This window comes from Selenomonas sp. WCT3 (assembly GCA_900100835.1).
In the GTDB taxonomy this organism is placed as follows: domain Bacteria; phylum Bacillota; class Negativicutes; order Selenomonadales; family Selenomonadaceae; genus Selenomonas_A; species Selenomonas_A ruminantium_E.
Genome location: FNCM01000007.1, coordinates 1 through 19,939 on the forward strand (window position 1 = coordinate 1; position 19,939 = coordinate 19,939).

A 19,939-nucleotide genomic window follows, 5' to 3' on the forward strand; every position below is an offset into this window, starting at 1 on the left:
TGCCTCGAACTTGAACGCACTAACCGATAAACTGCAATTTCCCTGCCTCGTTTCTTTTTTGTGTGGCTATAAAAAAAAACTATCCCCTTATGAAAAATCCATATTGGAAAAAAATATTGAGACTACTATAATTTATTCTATAAAAATAACAATCATTTTCACTAAATTTCATTAAGATAGAAAGGAAGATTCCTTTATGAGCAATATTAACGAACAGGCTTTGGCCTTACATAAAAAACATCAGGGAAAACTGGAAGTAAAGAGCAAAGTATCCCTGACTAGTGCCAAGGATTTAACCCTGGCTTACTCGCCTGGCGTCGCTGCCCCCTGCCTGGAGATTCACGACAATCCCCAGAAAATCTACGACTACACAGCCAAAGGCAATATGGTGGCCGTCGTAACCAACGGCACGGCTGTTTTGGGCCTTGGCAACATCGGGGCTGGGGCTGGGCTTCCTGTCATGGAAGGCAAGGCCGTCCTCTTCAAGGGCTTTGCTGGTGTTGATGCCGTCCCCATCTGCCTGGACACTCAAGACCCCATGGAAGTAATCAAAGCCGTACAACTTCTTGCCCCCACCTTTGGCGGCATCAATCTGGAGGACATCAAAGCCCCCCAGTGCTTTGATATCGAAAAGGAACTGCGCAAAACGCTGGATATCCCGGTCTTCCACGATGACCAGCACGGCACGGCCATCGTGGTGGTCTCCGCCCTTATCAATGCCTTCAAACTCACGGGCAAGAACTTCCCGGACGCCAAATTTGTCGTCAATGGTGCCGGTGCCGCCGGGCAAGCCATCACCCGCCTCATTTACAGTGCTGGCGGCCGCAATATCATCCTCTGTGATTCCCGCGGTGCCATCTATGAAGGCCGTCCCAACGGCATGAATCCCTACAAAGAAGATATCGCTAAAATCACGAACCCCAAACACGAAGCTGGCCCCTTAGAATCTGTAATCCGCAAGGCAGATGTCTTTATCGGCGTATCCGTTGCTGGCTGCGTCTCCCAGGATATGGTCCGCACCATGAACAACGACGCCATCGTCATGGGCATGGCCAACCCGGAACCAGAAATCCTGCCACAGCTTGCCAAGGAAGCCGGCGCCCGCATCGTCTGCACCGGCCGCAGCGATTTCCCAAATCAGGTCAACAATCTCTTGGCCTTCCCGGGAATTTTCCGCGGTGCGCTCGATGTCCGTGCCAGCGAAATCAACGAAGAAATGAAAGTAGCTGCCGCCCAGGCCATCGCCAGCCTTATCGGGGAAAAGGAACTGAATGAAGACCACATCATCACCAGCCCCTTTAATCCGGAAGTGGCACCGGCAGTAGCCGCCGCCGTAGCCCAGGCTGCCCGCAAGACCGGCGTCGCCCGCGACCGTTCCCTTACCCCAGAGCAAGTTGCCGAGCACACGCGCCAGCTTCTTGCCCATTAAGCAACGAATAGCAAAAGGAGTATGTCCGCCACTGGACATACTCCTTTTGCTTGCCTGTCATCAGGTTTTGAACTTATTTACGGCATTTTGCATGTTGCCAGCCAGGGTCGAAAGGGCCTGGGAAGCGGCAGCAATCTCCTCGTTGGAGGCTGACTGTTCCTCCGTTGCCGAGGAAATCGTCTGGGTATTTTCCGCCGTCTTCTTGCTGACACCATCGATGGCATCGACGGCGGTGACAATCTGCTCCGCTCCAGCCGATACCTTGTTTACGGACTCATTGATTTGCGACATTTGCTGGTTGATGTCATCGACCTTTGCCATGATGTCCTCGAACTGCTCGCCCACATCACGGATGGCCTTCGTTCCCTTTGTCACCTCCTGGGTGCCATTCTGCATCGACTCGACGGCTTGAGCCGTATCTTTCTGAATCGACGAAATGCGCTCTTTTATCTGTTCCGCCGACTCCTGGGACTCAGCTGCCAGCTTCCGGACCTCCTCAGCCACGACAGCAAAGCCGCGGCCCTGCTCTCCAGCCCGAGCTGCCTCAATCGCCGCATTGAGGGACAGCAAATTGGTCTGCTGGGCGATGGCCGAAATGGCCTCGACAATCTGGCCAATCTGCTGGGAATTCTCGCCTAAAGCCTTGACAACAGCTGCCGATTCCATAACGCTCTTTTCGATAGAGCCCATCTTGCTGATGGCCTCTTCCATAAGGCTGGCACCGCGTTTGGCAGCCTCAGCTGTATGGGTCGATGCCACGGTTACCTGTACCGCCTTTTCCGACATTACATCGATATCGTGGTAAACCCCATCCACACTCTGTTTTGCTTTGTCGACTTCGTCGAGCTGCTGGGCCACCTGAGCGCTGACCTCACCGACGTTTTCCGCCACGTGCACCGCCGTATCCGCCGACTGCTGGGCATTAGCCGTGAGCTCCTCAGAAGACGCCGCCACCTGCTCTGCCGTTGTAGCCATCTGGGTGATGAGATTGCGCAGATTCTCATTCATGGTATTAAAAGCCTGGGTAAGGGAGCCGATTTCATCATGGGATTCCACCGGCAGTGCCTTCAATCCAAGGTTGCCCTTGGCCATTTCCCCTGCCTGGGCCTCTAAGGCCACCAGTGGCCGCGTGATGCGTCCTGCAAACTGGAAGCACGTTGCCAAAACCAGGATAAGCCCTACGATGGTCAGGATGCCATATACCGTTTTAAGCGTCGTAACCGAGGAAAATACGTAGTCATAGGGAACGCTCATTGCAAGCAGCCAGCCTGTACTAGGCACTACCGTATAACCGCAAATCATCTTGCCATCCCGGGGACTGTCAAAAACAAATACCCCTTTGCCCTTTTCCAGCATTTCATCGAAATGGTTACCAATGCCAGGCAAATCCTGGAACTTGGAACCAATGGCTTCATCGGTGCCAATGCCCAAGATCATGCCGTTTTTATCCGCAACGGCTGCCATGCCGGCTTCCCCCATGATACTTTAACTTATCAACCTGGGCATCCACCACCGCCAAATCGATATCCGTGCAGATGTTACCGGCAAACTGTCCGTCTTTTTTAAAGGGAGCCACCGCTGAGACAACCAGCTTTCCCGTATTCTTGTCCACATAAGGGTCCGTAAAGATCATCGTCCCGGCCTGCTTGCCATCGTTATACCAGGGACGGGTTCGCGGATCCAGCGTGCCCGTGCTCTTGTTCTGGGTACGATACGAAGCAAAATAACCATCCTCCATCCCCACATTGATGTCGAGGATTTCTTTATCCGAGGCCCCAATGGCTAACGAAGCAATGCTCTTGGTCCTGGTTTCATCGCCATTGAATTCCGTCAGTAAATCGGCCACATGCTGGGCCGAATTCCCCTTAGCCTGCAGCCAGCCATCCATCTGGGAAGCTGCATCTCCCATCGTTGCCGTCAGCTCCTGCTCTACGGCCCGCTCCAGATTGGTATCCGCCGTATAGAAACCAATGATGGATATCACCGCCATCAATGCGTCGATGATACCAGCCAAAACATAGAATTTCTGCCTAATCCCCATCTTTTTCAACCTCGCTTCCTCATCCTATAGCAAAATGTCTCTATCAAGAATGGACAAAACTCTCCTCCAGCTTTCCTCATACGCATTACTTCGACACCCTTCACAAAAATTCCTTTTCGCTATTAGAAAATTCACACTTTCTTCTTGGACAGCAAAAAAAAGGACAGGTTCCCACAGAACCTGCCCTTTTACAGTTCATCGTTTTTATGCGATTAGTCGTTCTTTTGATCCATCGTAGCCATAGAAGCGACTTTATCGTTTTCCGCCGTGCTCATGAGCTTAACGCCCTGCGTGTTGCGGCTGATAACGGAGATATCTTCGACATTGGTGCGGATGACAATACCATCCGTCGTAATCAGCATGAGCTCCTGGTCCGGACGAACGACTTTTATGCCGATGACATAGCCCGTCTTATCCGTAACCTTCATGTTGATGAGGCCCTTGCCGCCGCGCGTCTGGCTGCGGTATTCATCGGTCGGCGTACGCTTGCCATAGCCGCCCTCCGTTACCGTCAAGACCTCAGCATTGTGCGTGAGGATATCCATGCCGACGACCTCGTCGCCCATGCCCAGGCTGATTCCCTTGACACCGCGAGCCGTGCGGCCCATAGCGCGGACATCGTCCTCGGAGAAGGCAATCGCCTTACCGCTCTTGGTACCGAGCATCAGATAGCTTTCGCCATCGGTGAACTTGACGCCGATAAGGTCGTCATCGTCATCGAGGTTGATGGCAATCAGGCCAACCTTGCGCATGTTGCTGAATTCGGACAGGCTGGTCTTCTTGACGATACCCTTACGAGTTGCCATGAAGAGGTAACGGTCCGGGTCAAATCCCTTGACCTGAATAACCGCCGTAATCTTCTCGCCCTGCTCAAGCTGCAGCAGGTTGATAATGGCCGTTCCTTTGGCCTGGCGGCTTGCTTCGGCAATTTCGTAAGCCTTCAGATGGTACACGCGGCCCCGGGTCGTGAAGAACAAAATCGTATGGTGGGTCGTCGTGATGAGCATGTTCTCGACGAAATCCTCTTCCTTCGTTCCCATTCCCTTGATGCCCTTGCCACCGCGATTCTGGCGGCGGTAGGTATCCAGCGGCATGCGTTTGATGTAGTTATTGTGGGTGAGCGTAATGACCACGTCTTCCTCTGCGATGAGGTCTTCCACATCAATTTCAGAGGTATCAATGGTGAGCTTCGTACGGCGCTCATCACCATATTTTTCTTTGACAGCCTTGAGCTCATCTTTGATGATGGCCAGGATGCGCATTTCATCAGCCAGGATTGCTTTGTACTCCTCGATAGCCTTCAATACTTCCTGATATTCTTCCTGAATCTTGTCCCGTTCGAGACCGGTCAGGCGCTGCAGACGCAGATCCAGGATGGCCTGGGCCTGTTTCTCGCTGAGCTTAAAGCCCGACATCAGGGCTTCGCGGGCGATATCTGCCGTGCGGCTCTCACGAATGGTGGTGATGACGGCATCCAGATGGTCGAGGGCAATGGTCAAACCTTCCAGGATATGAGCCCGGGCCTCAGCCTTAGCCAACTCGTATTTCGTCCGGCGGGTGATGACATCTTCCTGATGTTTGATGTAATAGTGCAGAACCTGCTTGAGGTTAAGTACCTGCGGTTTGCCGTCAACCAGTGCCAGCATAATGACACCAAAGCTGTCCTGCAGCTGGGTGTGCTTATAGAGCTGGTTCAGGATGACATTCGGGTTGGAATCCTTGCGCAGATCCACTACCACCCGCATACCATTGCGGTCAGACTCATCCCGCAGGTCCGTGATGCCCTCAATCTGCTTATCGCGAACCAGCTGGGCAATCTTTTCCACAAGGCGGGCCTTGTTGACCTGGTAGGGGAGCTCCGTGACAATAATGCGGGGCTTGCCATTCGACATGGTCTCAATGTGGGCATTGGCCCGCATCTTGATGATGCCGCGACCCGTAGTATAGGCCTGACGGATACCCTCGGAACCAAGGATAAGGCCAGCCGTCGGGAAGTCCGGTCCCTTGATGACCGTCATGAGTTCCTCAACGGTAGCATCCGGGTTGTCGATTAGCATCAGCGTGCCGTCGATAACCTCGCTCATGTTGTGCGGCGGAATATTCGTCGCCATGCCCACGGCAATACCAGAGGTACCGTTAACCAGCAGCTGCGGGAACTTCGCCGGCAAAACCGACGGCTCCTTCATCGACTCATCGTAGTTCGGTACGAACTCAACCGTATCCTTGTCGATATCCTGCAGCATGAGCTCGGAAATCTTCGACATACGAACCTCGGTGTAACGCATAGCAGCCGCCGGGTCGCCATCAACAGAACCGAAGTTGCCGTGGCCGTCAGCCAACATATAGCGCATGGAGAAATCCTGCGCCATGCGCACGATAGCGTCATAAACGGAGGAATCACCATGGGGGTGATACTTACCGAGAACTTCGCCGACGATACGGGCTGATTTCTTGTACGGCTTATTGGAGCCCATACCGGCTTCCTGCATCGCATAAAGAATGCGGCGGTGTACCGGCTTCAGGCCGTCACGGACATCTGGCAGAGCACGGGCAACGATAACGCTCATCGCATAATCGATGTAGCAGTTCTTCATCTCGTGTTCCAGATTGACCGGGACTATCTTTCCATGACCAAAATCCACAATCTCACCTCAAAACAAATAGTACTTCCTTACAAAAACAAAGCCCAGCCGTATGAGCAGCCGGGCCCTTGAATTATCAATCCATACTGTTTTATTTTACCATATATTCGCTAAAAAAGCCAATGAATCAGCGTCCAATAATCTGATCGTAAATATATCCTTCCCGAACCCCGGAATCACTGTAGGTAATCCCCTTCGCTTTGAATCTACGGGCCAGCACATCGGCAATGACCAGCCCGGGGATAATCGTATGCATGCGATCCGGTACTGCCCGCATCAACGCGATGGTCATTTCCTGGGTCAGCTCATGGTCACTGACAAAATCCCCGATAATAGTCCGCAGGCGCTTCGTCTCCATGCGGGTATTGGCAGCCGGCTGATTGAATAGGATGTTGTAAAGGGCCGCTGCCCCCTTGACGGTTCCGCCGATGCCGGCAATCCCATCCACCTGGATACCGGCAAATTCTGTGGCACCAGACAGTATCTCTTCTGCCACTGCCTCCATCTGCATACACTCCGTGAGAGTCGGCAGCAGTCCTGCAACATACTGGGTGCGAAAGGCCAGCGACCCCATGGGCAGGCTGGTCTTATACTCAATCTTGCGGTTGCGGTAGGTAACAATCTCCGTACTGCCGCCGCCAATATCAATCAATAAACCATCCTCAGACTGCAGGGTTCGCGTAGCCCCGATAAAGTCAAAGGTCGCTTCCTCATCACCGGTAATGACCCGAATCTTAAGGCCTGTCCGCTCCTCAATCTGGCTGACGGCCTCCCGGCTGTTCTTCGCATTGCGCAGGGCCGCCGTCGTAAAGGCCGAAACATTTGTTATCCGGAAGGTTGCCAAAAAAGACTTGAACTCCTCCAAAATCTCCACAGCCTTATCAATGCCCTGCTGCTGCATCATGCCATCTCGCAGATAACCTGCCAGTCCCACTGTATGCTTTTTCTTGAGCAGCAGCTCTATATGACTGCCCTCTATCAAATAAATTGCCATGCGTACCGTATTCGAGCCAATATCTATGATTCCATGAAGCATTTCCTTCGTCTCCTATCATCTTGGTTCTTGTTCTCTGCGGTTAGACTATAAATTTTCTTAATTGTAGTAATTCGTCATACAAAACCATATCCCTTTACAACTTAACATATTTTTTGTATAAAATTTTACAAACTCCCCCTATTGAAATCACTTCGCAAATGTTGTATTATATTTATGGGAGAACACCTACATATTGTATATGTGGGTGTAGGCAGAAGGTATAGAGGCGGCAAAAGCGGGAACGTTCGGTTGTTCCCGCTTTTGTATTGCCCGCACCTATGCTAAAATAAAGATGGAATTTATTTGCCAAAAATTTTTTAGGAACAGTAAGGATGCAGATATTATGACGAATAGGATTTATGCACTTGTCGGCCCCCATGCCGCCGGCAAGTCCACCATAGCTTCCAAGCTCATTGCTATGGGAATTCATTTCATCCCCACGTATACCACTTATGCTTTTTCCGAACGCGGAAGAGCCAATAAAAAATTTGCGCAACTCTATCGCAGCGTGAGCCGCGAACAGTTTAAGCAACTGGATTTGGTCATCCAATTCACCCACAAAGGCGATTCCTACGGCATTCGCAAGAATGATATCCTCGATTCTCTCAAGGACCACCAAATCAGCGTCATGATTCTTGAAGTCAACGGTATCAAGCAGCTTAACAAACTCATCCGGAAAAAACTCGTTACGGTCTATCTCATGGCTGACTATATGACCCTGGTAGACCGCATGCTAAACGAAGGCTACACCAACGACGAAATAAAATACCACCTCCAATACGCCGAAAACAATAAGGAATTCGACAGTTGGAAGATAACGGACCACGTCATCAAAAACACCGGTGAACCCCAGGACGCACTTGCTCAGCTCCTGACCATTATGGGGCTCACCACCGTCGTGCCGCAAAAAGAATTCGACGCCATGATATAATAACGACTCCAATACTGATTTACCGCCAGACATTGTCTGGCGGTTTTTCTATTAAAAAACGCCCTTTTTCTCTTCAAAAAACAGGAGAAAAAGGGTAAAATATTATACGGATATAAAAAATTTATTAATAGGAAGTGGTTGGATTATGATAGCAAAATATCGACAGCAAAAAGGCGCCATTTTAGCATTGACCGCTTTGATATTTCCCCTATTGATTGCCTTCACCGGAATCGCCATCGATTTTGGCAATGTATACCTCCACAAATCCATCCTGCAAAACTCTGCTGATGCGGCTGCTCTAGGCGGCGCAAAGATGCGGCTTAACGGAAAATTCGATAAGGGTACCGCCGACAAAAAAGCAAAAGCCTTGATCAAAGATAATCAAAAATACGCCCTGAGTGATGACCCTTATCTTGCCGTGAAGAAAAGCAAAAGCAATCCGAAAAAGACCCAGTATTATGTGGTTAAACTCACGGAAAAAGTACCGATGATATTCCTGCGGTATTTTAATTTTGAGTTCATGGAAATATCCGCCCATGCCAATGCGAAAATCTACACGGAAAGCACCTCGCCAACCTTTCCGCTATTCAACAACCTCGTAACATTCGAGAACTCTTTTTATGTTGTGAATTCCAACCAGAAAGAGTTCAATGGCAATATCATCCATACCAATAAGAATGCCTCTGTAGATATAAAACATGATATCAATAGTTCAGGAACTGATGAATGTAATCTGCAAGACTCATCTGGAAGGAAATGGAATCCAAGCGGTGATGACTATTATAACGGCAGTCTGGCCATACCGCTCGATGATTCGAAAAATAAATCCCTGAAGGATTATATCGAATCACTGAAAAATTCCAGCTCCACAAAAAAGATATCCATGCAGAACGACATCCACTCGCAAACCCTGCATTCTTCTGACCTTTCCAAATCAAAAGTAATCTTTGTCGATGGCAGTGGCGATGGCGATAAAATCGTCAGCCGCATTGAGCTCGATGGACCAATTGATTCGGACCCCAACGCTACGCATATTCTCATCGTCACCAAGGGAACCGGCAATCTAATTGTCAAAAAAGATATCAATTGCAAACTGCTCTATATCAATCTAAGCTATGACAATTTCGCCATCGAAACCGACAGCAATTCGGATGTTACTTTGCACGCGGCAATCTATGCGCCAAATGCCGGCGAATTGAACTGGAACCCTAGCGGAATCAATTTCTATGGTTCCCTGGCTTCTAAAAACGTCAAAATACAGTCTTCGAGCCGCACCTTTACCCACGAATCCCCCGACATTTCCGGTGGCGATGGCGGCACTGCTTCCGCCGATGTTTCGCTCGCCGATGACAGTGATGTTGATTGGAGTTAATTCACAGCGCGAAATACCATATTTTCCGCTATTCCCAGCCGCTTGATTTCCCCCGCTGGAAGTTCGATAACGGCCCAGGCTTTCAGGCAGCAGGAAAAGCCAATCCAGGGATGAATGTTTTCTGCGGTTTTTACCACCCGGTAATTTTTATCCAGATAGACAACATCTATCCGGAACCGCATAAAACACATGTGGATACTGTTGCAGGGAGCGATTAATAAACCTGTCCCCTGCGCTAATTTCTTTCTTCCCATAAGACCTAAAAAACGCCGAAAAAAAGAATCCGCTACTTCAATCTGAAGTAACGGATTTTTTTTCTTTTCAGCGCCCGTTACTTGTAAGGATAAAATCTTCATACCGAGCACTTCTTTCTTTATAGAATTTTACAGATTTTTCATCAACGACAACAGCGATGGTACCAGCGCCACGACGAACAAAGCCGGGAAAATAAACATTACCAACGGAAAGATAATCTTTACCGGTGCCTTCATGGCTTCTGCCTTTACATACTGGCGCCGCCGCTCGCGGATATTATCGGCTTGATTTTTCAGCGTCTTGCCCATACTCGTACCGAGCCGTTCCGCCTGGATAAGCGAAGTCATAAACAGCGAAACATCCTGCACCTTGCAGCGACTGGCCACATTATGCATAGCCGTCCGCCGCACCATGCCCATGCGGATATCCTCCTGCATTCGCTGGCATTCTTCCACAAAGGGCCCCTTCATGCGGTCGGTAATCTTGCGCAGGGACGCGTCAAAGGATAGTCCGGCCTGAACACTGACGCAGAGAAGGTCGAGCACCTCCGGCAATTGATGCTGGATGGCCGCCTGCCGCTTTTGAATCATGATATTCAAAAAGACAACGGGCATAGCACCACCGAGCAGGCTGCCCAGAATCAAAAACATCATCTTTTGAACCAGTGCATAATGACCATTCCAGGTCATCATAAATATCAATCCAAACATAGCGCCTGCGCCTAACAAGCACGAAAAGACGAATTCATTCACCGTCCATTCCTTAGCTTTGCCCGCCATGGAAATCCTGGCCGCAATGACGGCATACCACTCTTTCGGTGCCATTTGGGTCATCGTCCGGGCGATTGACTGCCTCAATGGCTGAACTACGCGCTTAGCAAACGGAATATCCTTAAGCGTTTTTCGCTTTGCCACCAACTTTTTATCAGCTGGCAGCTGCAGATTCCCATGGTCTTGAATGCTCAGGATACGCTGATGGATTTGCGACTGGGGGCGAATCTTTTTTTCTATCAGGCCAAACAATCCCAGAAATACGAGGAGTGAGACCGAAAATGCAAAAAGAGCAACCATCATCAAAATACACTCCTGTCATAAATCTCAGCACTGCCGCCATTAGGCATAAAGAAATCCTCAGGAAGTTCCACCCCGTTAAGCTCGAATTTATCCAGGAATCCCGGCTGAAGCCCCGTCGGCACAAAATGGCCGATGGCCTTGCCGTTTTCATCAAAACCAGTCTGCTCATAGCGGAAGATATCCTGGGTGGTAATCGTGTTATCCTCCATATGCTGAACTTCCGTTATATACGTAATCTTGCGGCTGCCATCGCGAATGCGGGACTGCTGGATGATGAGGTCAATAGCCGAGGAAATCTGCTCGCGGATAGCCCGTACGGGAAGTTCTAACCCACTCATAAGCACCATAGTCTCAAGACGGGATAAGGCATCCCGGGGACTATTGGCATGGGCCGTCGTCAGCGAACCATCATGACCAGTGTTCATGGCCTGCAGCATGTCGAGGGCCTCACCGCTTCGAACCTCACCGACGATAATGCGGTCTGGGCGCATGCGCAGGGCGTTGCGCACCAAATCGCGGATGGTAATCTGCCCCTTGCCCTCAATATTTGCCGGCCGGGACTCCAGCGTCACCACATGCTCCTGCTGGAGCCGCAGCTCGGCAGCATCCTCGATGGTGACAATGCGCTCCCGTTCCGGGATAAAGGAGGAAATAACATTGAGGGTCGTGGTCTTACCAGAACCAGTACCGCCCGATACTAAAATATTAATGCGCGCCCGGACACAGGCCCGCAGGAAGGTAGCCATTTTCTCATCCATCGTGCCAAAGGAAATCAGATTCTCCACCGTAAGTGGCTTCTTGGAAAATTTACGAATCGTAATGGCCGGCCCCACCAAGGACAGCGGCGGAATGATGATGTTGACACGGGAACCATCCTCAAGACGTGCATCTACTAATGGTGAAGATTCATCAATCCGGCGCCCCAGCGGCGTCAAGATGCGCTCAATGATATTCATGAGATGGGCGTTGTCGTGGAATTTCACATCAGTATATTCCAGCTTACCCAAGCGCTCCACAAATACCTTTTTCGGCCCATTTACCATGACCTCGGTAATGGAATCATCATCCAGCAGCGACTGGATAGGCCCCAGCCCTAACATCTCGTCCTGAATGTCCTCGATGAGGTGTTTTACCTCGCCGCGGGAAACGGCAAACGGCTCTTCCTCCATGACTTCCTGGCAGTATTTGCTGATGACCGTTTCCACTTGGTGGGCATCTTGATTGACTGAGGAAAGCACCCGCTGTTCATCCGGCGTCATTTCCTCGACGATGCGCTGATGGATACGATGCTTGATATTCTGGTAGGAAGCCTCCTCCGCCATATCCTGATTTTCCTCATGGGAGGAAAAAATCATAACCTGCCTGTTTTTCCCATCCATACGCCCCAGGCGCGTAAGTAGCGACATCGTATCTCACCTCCCATTATGACTTATCGACATTTTTCTCGTTATACATCTTGTACTGGATATTTATATCAAAAGCTTTCACTTTATTGTTGTCGTTTTCATTTTCCTTCGCAAAGAAATTCAATAGGGTATTTATCGTATTGCCTAATACGGAGTGCTCATTCAACGGGGCATTTATCTTGACTAACACATCGTCATCCTTTGATGTGATGGAAAAATTCCCCATGGTATAAACGTCTGAAATCAAGACTTTATTTCGGTACTTGTTGCAGATTGCCTGATATTTTCCCTCACGCTCTTTTTGCTTATCCTTTTCACTACGGGTATTATTGTTCCTGTCTTTCGAGGCTACCGAAACGATGGCCGCCTCACGGGCACTGTCGCGGGCAATATAGGTCAATTGCAGGTAATCGGCAAAGGCAAAACTAAAATAAGCAACGGCTAAAACTATGAATAGAAAAAAAGGAAAGGTGACGGCAAATTCCACCATACTCTGGCCCTTTTGAAACAAACGCATCTACCGTCACCTCTCTAAAAACATAATATTATCTACAAGAAAAATAATTATATCGATTAATTAGCAGTAAATCCCTCAACTGATGTTTTTACTTTAGTAAATCCTGCACTTACAGCAGCCTGGAAATCCCCACCCTTACCAAATACAACTGCAGCAACGCCAACGATGAAAGCGACAATCAGGGCATACTCCACCATACCCTGAGCTTTCTCACTCAGATAACGTGCTTTCAGATACTCAAGAATCTCCTTCATATTAAGTTCCTCCCTTAAAAAAATAGAATAATATATTTATGTAAAACCCCAAAGGGCATCACATATCACACTTTGATATCGACAATCTTGCGGATGACCAAAAAGCCGATAATCTCCATGACGACGGCCACGGCGATGGCAATCCGCCCGGCGGTCTCCTCAAATAAAGGCCGCATGTAGTCGGGACTTACCGTTGTCAAAAACAACCCCAAGGCTACCGGCAGTAAGGCCAGCACGATGCCCGACATCCTGCCCTGGGCCGTCAAAGCCATGACTTCCCGCCGCATGCGGACCCGTTCCTGAATCGTTCCGCTGATGGTGTCGAGAATCTGGGCGAGATTGCCTCCCACCTGGCGCTGAATCAGCACGGCGGTGACCACGAGCTCAAAGTCGGGGCTTTCCACGCGTTTTTGCATGTTCTCCAGAGCCGTCTCCAGGGTTGCACCGACATTTACCTCATTGACCACCTTCTGGACTTCCCGGCCGATTGGCGCGTCCATCTCCCGGGCGATTAGCTCAAAGGCCTGCATAAAGCTGAATCCCGCCCGCAGGGCATTGGCCACCATGGTCAGCATATCTCCAAGCTGGTTCGTAAAGGCTTTCTGTCTTCGTTTTATGCTGATATCCAGCAGTATGAGACCTAGAATCACACCGGCAAAACCTGCCGCTAAAGCTATCCACGGATTTAGCGTGGCTGCCAGTGTGAGGATGGCACAAAAAACTCCGAAGATTGCCAGGATGACTTCAAATTCAGACCCCAAGAGCGGCCAGTCGGCCTGCTGCATCTTGAAGTCCAGCTGGTTTCCCTTCTGGATATTTTGCACCTTTTGGGCGGCTTTCCGGACAAATTCCCGGAACTGCCCTTTGACTTTTTTGCGTTGCCGTTGCCGGAGCTGCTGCTGCCGGAGTTTCACCGCATTGCCTGAGAAGTACTCCATGCGATTGACGATGTTTTTATGTTCCCGCGCCTTGATGCGCAGCAGCATCAGAAACATCGTCAGGCAAAGGATTGTGACGGCTAATGCTAGGATAATTCTCATGACTTGTCCCACCTGATTCTACGGCCACGGCCGGTGATTTCATCAGCCAGCCGGTCTACACTTCTGGCCAACGGGCTGTCCGGCCGGATGTCGCTGGCCATTTTGCCATTATCCGCCGCATCGGAAACGATGGCGTATTCGTTCGGGATAATGGCCGTTACGGGATACCCCAGCTTGTCGGAAAGCCTTTGTTTCGACTGGCTGTTGCAGGGTTCCACCCGGGTAAAGATGGCCTTCACCCGTTCCTCGTAATCCTCCCAGTCCTTGAAAACCTCCAAGGCCCGTTTCGTATGGTCGATTTCATAGGCGTCGTTTATCATGCTGACCATAAAGGTGGTATTGGACTTCTCCGCCGCCGCAATGCTCGTGGGATTAAACCCTGGCGGCACGTCAATCAGCAGGTAGCGGAAAAGGCTTCGGCTCATGCTGATGATGTTTTCCAGCCGCCGTATCGATACCTTGTCGCTTAAATTTGGCGTCTCAGTACCGCAGAGCACGCTGACATTCTGGGTCACGGGCATGTAGTAGGAATGCAGGCTTATTGGCGACAGGAACTTGGCATCCCGGGCCGCTTCGACAATGGTCGATTTCGGCGCCAGATTGAAGAACACCGCCATATCCCCGAATTGCAAATCCGCATCGATAATACCCACCTGCTCATGGGTTTTACGGGCCAGCGCTACCGCCAGATTGGCAATCAGGGTAGTCTTGCCGCTCTTGCCCTTCGGGCTGAAAAATACCAAGGTTTCACAGCCGCTCTCCGAACCCATTTTGGCAAAGGTATCTACCGCCTCCTGCAACTCTACCCCGGTAAAGGGTTTTATGATATACCCGCGGGCGCCGGCTTTGACGATATGGCTGGCACTTTCGGCCTGCCATTTCTCGCCCATGCAGAGAATGGATGCCTTAGGATATACCTTGAGGAAGTCTGCAATGAGCGCCACGGAATTCTGTTTTTCGATATCGAGCAGGATGAGATTCGGATTGAATATCGCCCCTTGCCCCAGCGCATCACTTATCGACTGATAACGGGCTACGAGTTCGAATCCATTGGTTCCCTGCACCACCTGCGTGAGCTTTTCGAGCATCAGGCGGTCGCGTTCTACGAGCAGTACGCGGTTATTCATCGGACTTCCTCCTTTCTTGTAAGCGTCTTAGCCAAAAATGCGGCTGAGCCAGGACTCCCCAACATAGTCGTCCATCCCTTCGTCACTCTCTTCATAGCCCTGATTCGTATAACGGGCTACGAGGTCGCGCAGTGCCTCACCGAGTTCGGTGCGTTCCTGTTTGAGTACCAGCGGGATGCCCTCTTTGATGGACTGGCTGGCCGCCCGGAAATCATTGGGCAGGATATGGTAAAACGGCTCTCCGAGCAGCTTTTCCACATCATCGATGCCGATGCGGGTCTTCGCATTGCTCCGGTTGAGCACCATGCGAATCTTGTGTTTATCGTAGTTCAAGTCATTGAGTGTATCGCTGCCGATTTTCATATTCTTGATGGTGGGGATGAAATCCACGATGCCCAAAAACGTCACGATAGTCGATAAATCCAGCAGCGCCAGATTGAGCACACTGAACATCGAAGTCGTATCCACAATGACATAATCAAACTTGGTCTGCAGTTGGCGGATGGCCCTGATGGCGTAATCCGATTGGATGTTATAGGCTTCTTCGAGCTTCTTCGGCGCCGCCAGCACGTAGAACACTACTCCGCCGTATTCATAAGGGGTCAGGTATTCTTCTACATGGCAATTTTCGCCCTGCATGAGCATGACCTGCTGGACATCAGCCAGCGTCCGCTGCGGCAGCAGCTGCAAATAGTTGCAGACATCGCCAAACTGAAGGTCAAAATCCACCAGGCAGACGCGCTTTTGCTGGCGTGCCAGCTCAGACGCCATATTACAGCTGAGAAGCGTCTTTCCAACGGCAGAAGCCGTACTGAAAAAAGTAAACACCGCACCATGGATTTCTTTTTCAATATCTGGCATGATGATGTCTCCCTCCTGCCTTACTGCGCCCCTTGAATCACTTCAGGTTTCTGTATATTATCCAGCGAATAAACCGTAGACGTTTGTTTTGGCGCTTTGACCACAGCAGGCTTTATAGCCGCCGCAGCCTCTTCGGCCTGTTTTTCCTCGGCTATCTCTTGGCGCAAAGCCGCCAGCCGCTCGGCAAAACTGCCAGCCTGTGGCTGCGGCTCTGCCGCTGTTTCTTTCGCCACTTTGGGCGTTTTTTTCGTTTTTGCCGGCTTTTCTTTCTTTTCTTCCTGCTTGGGCGGCAGCTCCTCGTTGAGGTCTACCGACGGCATTTTCTGCTTTTCACGGCGGCTTTCGATATACGCGTCCTTCATCTTGTCAGACATGCTGGTACGCGTCTGCTCATTGACTACGCGCGGGGTAATCAGTATCATGATTTCCGATTTCTGCCGTGACTTGTTGTGATACTTAAAGAGTTCCCCAACGACCGGGATATTGCCCAAAAGCGGCACTTTGCTGATGGTCTGGCTGTCCTCCGAGTTCAGCAGACCACCGATGGCCATGGTCATGCCAGTCGGAATGTTGACGACTGTCGTTGCCTGGCGCGTTATTAGTCCCGGCATATTAAACCCATTTACCGTAACGGCATTGGACCAGTCAAGCCGGCTGACAATCGCCTGCACATCGGCCGTGATATTGCCGTCGTTATCGACGGCCGGCTTCACGAGATTGAGCTGGATGCCATAGGGCTTGTATTCAACCGATACCGTATCGTTGCTTTTCATCGGCACGGGAATCTGGCCGCCCACAAGGATGCCGGCCGTTTTGCCGCTCATCGTGGTAATATTCGGGCGGGATATGATTCGAGCCTTGCCTTTATTGACCAAGGCATGAATATCGGCATTTATCTTGGAAAAATGGGTAAACAGCCAGTTGCGGTTATACCAGTGATTTCCCTGGTCGCGTGTCTTGCCATAGGTTTCGCCGGCATAAAATGAACCGGTAGAACCATTGGTAACCTTCGTCCAATTGGAGTCCTGATTGTACTCGACATTCGACGGCGAGCTGTATTCGACGCCGAGCTGCTTGGCCGCATCGGAATTGATTTCGATGACCATGGCCTCGATATTTATCTGGTCCGGATTCGTCATCTCGAGCAGGTTTACGACTCTGGCGCTGGTGTCGATGGCTTCATCGCCTTCGATATTCGAAGCAATACCAGACACATTATCCTGCATCTTTTTCGTCACTTTTTTCGTCTGCGCTACTGTGTCATCCCCGACATACAAGCAGGCAATCTTAAAAGCCAGTTCTTTTTCGTATTGGTTTTCGACATGCCCCTTGAGCAGGACACGATCGCCAACCATCGTTACTTCTACATGGGGCAGGTCAATCGCTTTTTCGATAATAGCCGCGAGCCCCTTATCCTCTTTGGATACCGTAACGCTGTACTCCTGGCGCATACCGTTCTTGGTCCAAATGTTCAGCGTTGTAGTTCCCGGTGCAAAGGCCACGACATTTAAGGCACTTGCCCCGAGAATCTTCACATCCGCAATCTTCGGATTGGCCACAGCCACCCGGGAGATACCACTGCCGGTATTGAGGTAGTAAGACTGATTAACCCCTAGCCAGATTGGCTGGACATAGGCATAAGCCGGCGCCGGTGCCACTAAGGCAGCCGTTGCCGCCACCATTCCAAAAGCGAGGGCTTTTTTCCATTGCATCATGTTAATTTACCCCCACTTTACTAGAATCCACACCGCGTATCACTTCGATGCTGTTTCCATAATCCGCCGTTACCGGTCTGGTTGGCAATTTCGCCGGGGCCGGTGGGGTATAGTGAACCGGCTCGGTGCGCGTCACTACTGGCGCTGTCGGTTGCGTTTGCTGCGGCTGCTGCGGTACCGATTTCTTGTCCCCTGGTATAAAATAATCCTTGTCGAGGGTAAACAAATCCGTTGGATTATACGGACGCAATACCAGATAGATCGTTCCCTTCTGGGAGGCAACGGCCAATTTCAGCGCTTCATCGAGGGGCAGGGCTACGGTTGCCGTTGCCATAGCATCTTTTGAACCCTCGATTTTCCCTTCGTTCTTGTCCTTCGACTTATCTTTCTCGTCACTGTTCTTTTCGTCGCCAGTTTTAGCGGCCTCTTCGCCAACTTTGTTGATAGCCAGCAGCAAAACATTCTGCATCAACACTTCGCCCTTGATGCCATCCTCCTTTTTGCCACTGATAACCATGATGTCGACGTAGTCCCCCGGTTTAGCAAAGCCGGAAACACCGGTTATATCGGTGATGGCCACCGACACGGCCCGGCAGTTCGGCGGAATCGTCCCGGTAAACCCAGCCATGCGGACATCGGTATAAACCTTCTTGTCCGTCACAATGTCCCCCTGCTGAATTGCCGTACTGGCAGGGTGATCCATCGCCTCCGCTACATCGCCAAAAGCTCCTTCCGGCACAATATCCGCCGGAACTTCCACTACCTTGAGCATATCGTCCTTGACGATGGTACGCTCCGGTATATCCTGTTTGGCCACAACTACTTTGACCTTCAATTCCTTGCCCGCACTCTTCGTATTGGAATCCACTCCTGATAGCGAAAAGTAGACGAGCAATCCCATAAAACAGCTGAACATAACCGCCATAATAACCCATTGCCGGTAGGTGATCTTGTCCAGTAAATCCTTGAAATTTCCCGATGAATTAGGCATTTTCAACATTTACGAAAGTCTCCCCGTTATTAAGTTTCAGTCTAAAAGTCCTATTATTTTTCCTAATTTAATTCTAAATAACAACATGAGTATAACATACTTCTTCGTGTTATAGAATGATTTTTATTAAATTTTTTTAATATTTTCCTCTTATTTCTTATACATTTTCCCTATAGTAAGGCATAAAATGTCATAAATTAACTAAAAATATAGCAAAAATAAGGAACTTGCTTTCATTTACTTTTTTTACCAAATATGCTATGTTCAAGGAGATTAATATAAAATGAAAAGAGGATTAATTCATGACAGATACCATTATTTTGCTGCTTATGACTATTATCCTAGCGGTTTTCCTGAGCATTGGAGGCAATCGCTGGATTGATAAACTCTACGCTGCATCACCTGCCATTCTCACCTTTCCCCATGACATAGCTAAACGCAGTTTTATTCGTCACAAAGGACTGGCCTTTTTGCTCGGCGTTTTGTTTTCCCTGACCGCCCTGCGCCATCCCGGCATACTTCCGCTCCAGCTCTATTTTCTCTTCGCCTTTGAGTACCTGCTGCTGCTCTATACCTTTACCGATTTTGAGCAGCAGGTCATCTTTGACAATATGCTGCTGCCCTTTGCGCTACTTGGCGGCGTCTATACCATCCTAATGGATAAGCCAGTCTTTGATCATGGACTGGCAGCAGTGGCCGGCGGCGCCCTTTTCCTGCTGATTTCCATTCTGACGCGAAGTGGAATAGGTGGGGGAGATATCAAGCTCATCGCCTCTCTGGGACTTTGGCTTGGCACCGATGCACTGCTGGCCATTACCATCACCGGGCTCATCCTTGGCGGAATAGCCGCCCTACTGCTGCTCCTTACCGGCCAGAAAAAGCGAAATGAATACTTCGCCTACGGTCCATACTTCACCATCATAACGATAATCATCACCGTCTATTAAGCAAAAAGGGACAGTAAAAAACCTTTACGTTTACATAAAAGACAGAAGCCCTCATAAGTTAGATTGATTAATCTGACTTATGAGGGCTTCTGCTAAATGATCAACGTACTTTTTACCAATTACAGTTTGCAGGGGAGTATTACCCAGTTCGTGTTCGAGGTAAGTCGCCGGTGGCGGGGGCCCCAGTACCAACGCTCCACTCGGTGACAACCCGCTACAAGAAATTTTTGCCTTTTAATTAAGAGTTGGAAAACAGTTAAACGCGCTTCGCTTGGACGAAACTGCTTTTCCAACGAGAACGC

18 protein-coding genes are annotated in these 19,939 nt (G+C 50.0%); 4 read left to right on the top strand and 14 right to left on the bottom strand.

All coding sequences use genetic code 11. The features are described from left to right. Nucleotides 1-196 precede the first annotated feature (196 nt). Nucleotides 197-1,429, top strand: coding sequence for an NAD(P)-dependent malic enzyme (locus BLQ36_RS07590; protein WP_074515040.1), 1,233 nt, complete (start codon nt 197-199; stop codon nt 1,427-1,429). A gap of 60 nt (nt 1,430-1,489) precedes the next feature. On the opposite strand, the gene BLQ36_RS07595 is transcribed toward BLQ36_RS07590, so the two are convergent. The 4 genes from BLQ36_RS07595 to BLQ36_RS07605 all read right to left on the bottom strand — a co-directional run bounded on the left by BLQ36_RS07595 (nt 1,490) and on the right by BLQ36_RS07605 (nt 7,148). Then, complete coding sequence (locus BLQ36_RS07595) at nt 1,490-2,893, bottom strand: methyl-accepting chemotaxis protein (protein WP_318260951.1); 1,404 nt, start codon at nt 2,891-2,893, stop codon at nt 1,490-1,492. Then, nucleotides 2,874-3,470 carry a cache domain-containing protein gene (locus BLQ36_RS13595; RefSeq protein ID WP_318260952.1) on the bottom strand — a complete coding sequence of 199 codons (597 nt, stop codon included), beginning with the start codon at nt 3,468-3,470 and terminating at the stop codon, nt 2,874-2,876. The genes BLQ36_RS07595 and BLQ36_RS13595 overlap by 20 nt, the downstream gene beginning before the upstream one ends. Before the next feature lie 212 nt (nt 3,471-3,682). Continuing rightward, nucleotides 3,683-6,112, bottom strand: a complete 2,430-nt coding sequence (gene gyrA / locus BLQ36_RS07600) for a DNA gyrase subunit A (protein ID WP_074515041.1) — start codon at nt 6,110-6,112, stop codon at nt 3,683-3,685. Nucleotides 6,113-6,239: 127 nt separating this feature from the next. Then, nucleotides 6,240-7,148: an exopolyphosphatase gene (locus BLQ36_RS07605; RefSeq protein WP_074515042.1), complete on the bottom strand. Its 909-nt coding sequence runs from the start codon at nt 7,146-7,148 to the stop codon at nt 6,240-6,242. Nucleotides 7,149-7,491: 343 nt separating this feature from the next. Between BLQ36_RS07605 and BLQ36_RS07610 the strand changes: the two genes are divergently transcribed. Together BLQ36_RS07610 and BLQ36_RS07615 are read left to right on the top strand one after the other, a co-directional pair. After that, nucleotides 7,492-8,079, top strand: coding sequence for an AAA family ATPase (locus BLQ36_RS07610; RefSeq protein ID WP_074515043.1), 588 nt, complete (start codon nt 7,492-7,494; stop codon nt 8,077-8,079). A 145-nt stretch (nt 8,080-8,224) separates the two neighbouring features. Then, nucleotides 8,225-9,451 carry a TadE/TadG family type IV pilus assembly protein gene (locus BLQ36_RS07615; protein WP_074515044.1) on the top strand — a complete coding sequence of 409 codons (1,227 nt, stop codon included), beginning with the start codon at nt 8,225-8,227 and terminating at the stop codon, nt 9,449-9,451. On the opposite strand, the gene BLQ36_RS07620 is transcribed toward BLQ36_RS07615, so the two are convergent. The 10 genes from BLQ36_RS07620 to cpaB form a co-directional block, all read right to left on the bottom strand. Continuing rightward, nucleotides 9,448-9,807 (bottom strand): DUF192 domain-containing protein, encoded by a 360-nt coding sequence (locus BLQ36_RS07620; protein ID WP_074515045.1) that lies wholly within the window; start codon nt 9,805-9,807, stop codon nt 9,448-9,450. The two genes, BLQ36_RS07615 and BLQ36_RS07620, sit on opposite strands and share 4 nt — an antisense overlap. A 27-nt stretch (nt 9,808-9,834) precedes the next feature. Beyond that, the gene (locus tag BLQ36_RS07625) at nt 9,835-10,779 is read right to left on the bottom strand and encodes a type II secretion system F family protein (RefSeq protein WP_081342277.1); all 945 of its coding nucleotides are present in this window, start codon (nt 10,777-10,779) and stop codon (nt 9,835-9,837) included. Then, nucleotides 10,779-12,185 carry a CpaF family protein gene (locus tag BLQ36_RS07630; protein WP_074515046.1) on the bottom strand — a complete coding sequence of 469 codons (1,407 nt, stop codon included), beginning with the start codon at nt 12,183-12,185 and terminating at the stop codon, nt 10,779-10,781. Before BLQ36_RS07630 ends, BLQ36_RS07625 begins: the two co-directional genes overlap by 1 nt. A 16-nt stretch (nt 12,186-12,201) precedes the next feature. Next, on the bottom strand, nt 12,202-12,702 hold the full coding sequence (locus tag BLQ36_RS07635) for a TadE family protein (protein ID WP_074515047.1): 501 nt from the start codon (nt 12,700-12,702) through the stop codon (nt 12,202-12,204). A 56-nt stretch (nt 12,703-12,758) separates the two neighbouring features. After that, on the bottom strand, nt 12,759-12,956 hold the full coding sequence (locus BLQ36_RS07640) for a Flp family type IVb pilin (protein WP_074515048.1): 198 nt from the start codon (nt 12,954-12,956) through the stop codon (nt 12,759-12,761). 65 nt (nt 12,957-13,021) lie between these two features. Next, nucleotides 13,022-13,996, bottom strand: coding sequence for a type II secretion system F family protein (locus BLQ36_RS07645; protein WP_074515049.1), 975 nt, complete (start codon nt 13,994-13,996; stop codon nt 13,022-13,024). Further along, nucleotides 13,993-15,123, bottom strand: a complete 1,131-nt coding sequence (locus BLQ36_RS07650; protein WP_074515050.1) for a P-loop NTPase — start codon at nt 15,121-15,123, stop codon at nt 13,993-13,995. The genes BLQ36_RS07645 and BLQ36_RS07650 overlap by 4 nt, the downstream gene beginning before the upstream one ends. A 27-nt stretch (nt 15,124-15,150) precedes the next feature. Continuing rightward, nucleotides 15,151-15,984 carry an AAA family ATPase gene (locus BLQ36_RS07655; protein WP_143558710.1) on the bottom strand — a complete coding sequence of 278 codons (834 nt, stop codon included), beginning with the start codon at nt 15,982-15,984 and terminating at the stop codon, nt 15,151-15,153. Nucleotides 15,985-16,004: 20 nt separating this feature from the next. Continuing rightward, entirely contained in the window at nt 16,005-17,699 is a 1,695-nt protein-coding gene (locus BLQ36_RS07660) for a type II and III secretion system protein family protein (RefSeq protein ID WP_074515052.1), read from the bottom strand. 1 nt (nt 17,700) lies between these two features. Next, nucleotides 17,701-18,699, bottom strand: coding sequence for a Flp pilus assembly protein CpaB (gene cpaB, locus BLQ36_RS07665; protein WP_318260953.1), 999 nt, complete (start codon nt 18,697-18,699; stop codon nt 17,701-17,703). Between the two features lie 293 nt (nt 18,700-18,992). Here cpaB and BLQ36_RS07670 point away from each other — a divergent pair, with 293 nt between their 5' ends. After that, nucleotides 18,993-19,637: an A24 family peptidase gene (locus BLQ36_RS07670; protein ID WP_074515053.1), complete on the top strand. Its 645-nt coding sequence runs from the start codon at nt 18,993-18,995 to the stop codon at nt 19,635-19,637. The last annotated feature ends 302 nt before the right edge of the window (nt 19,638-19,939 follow it).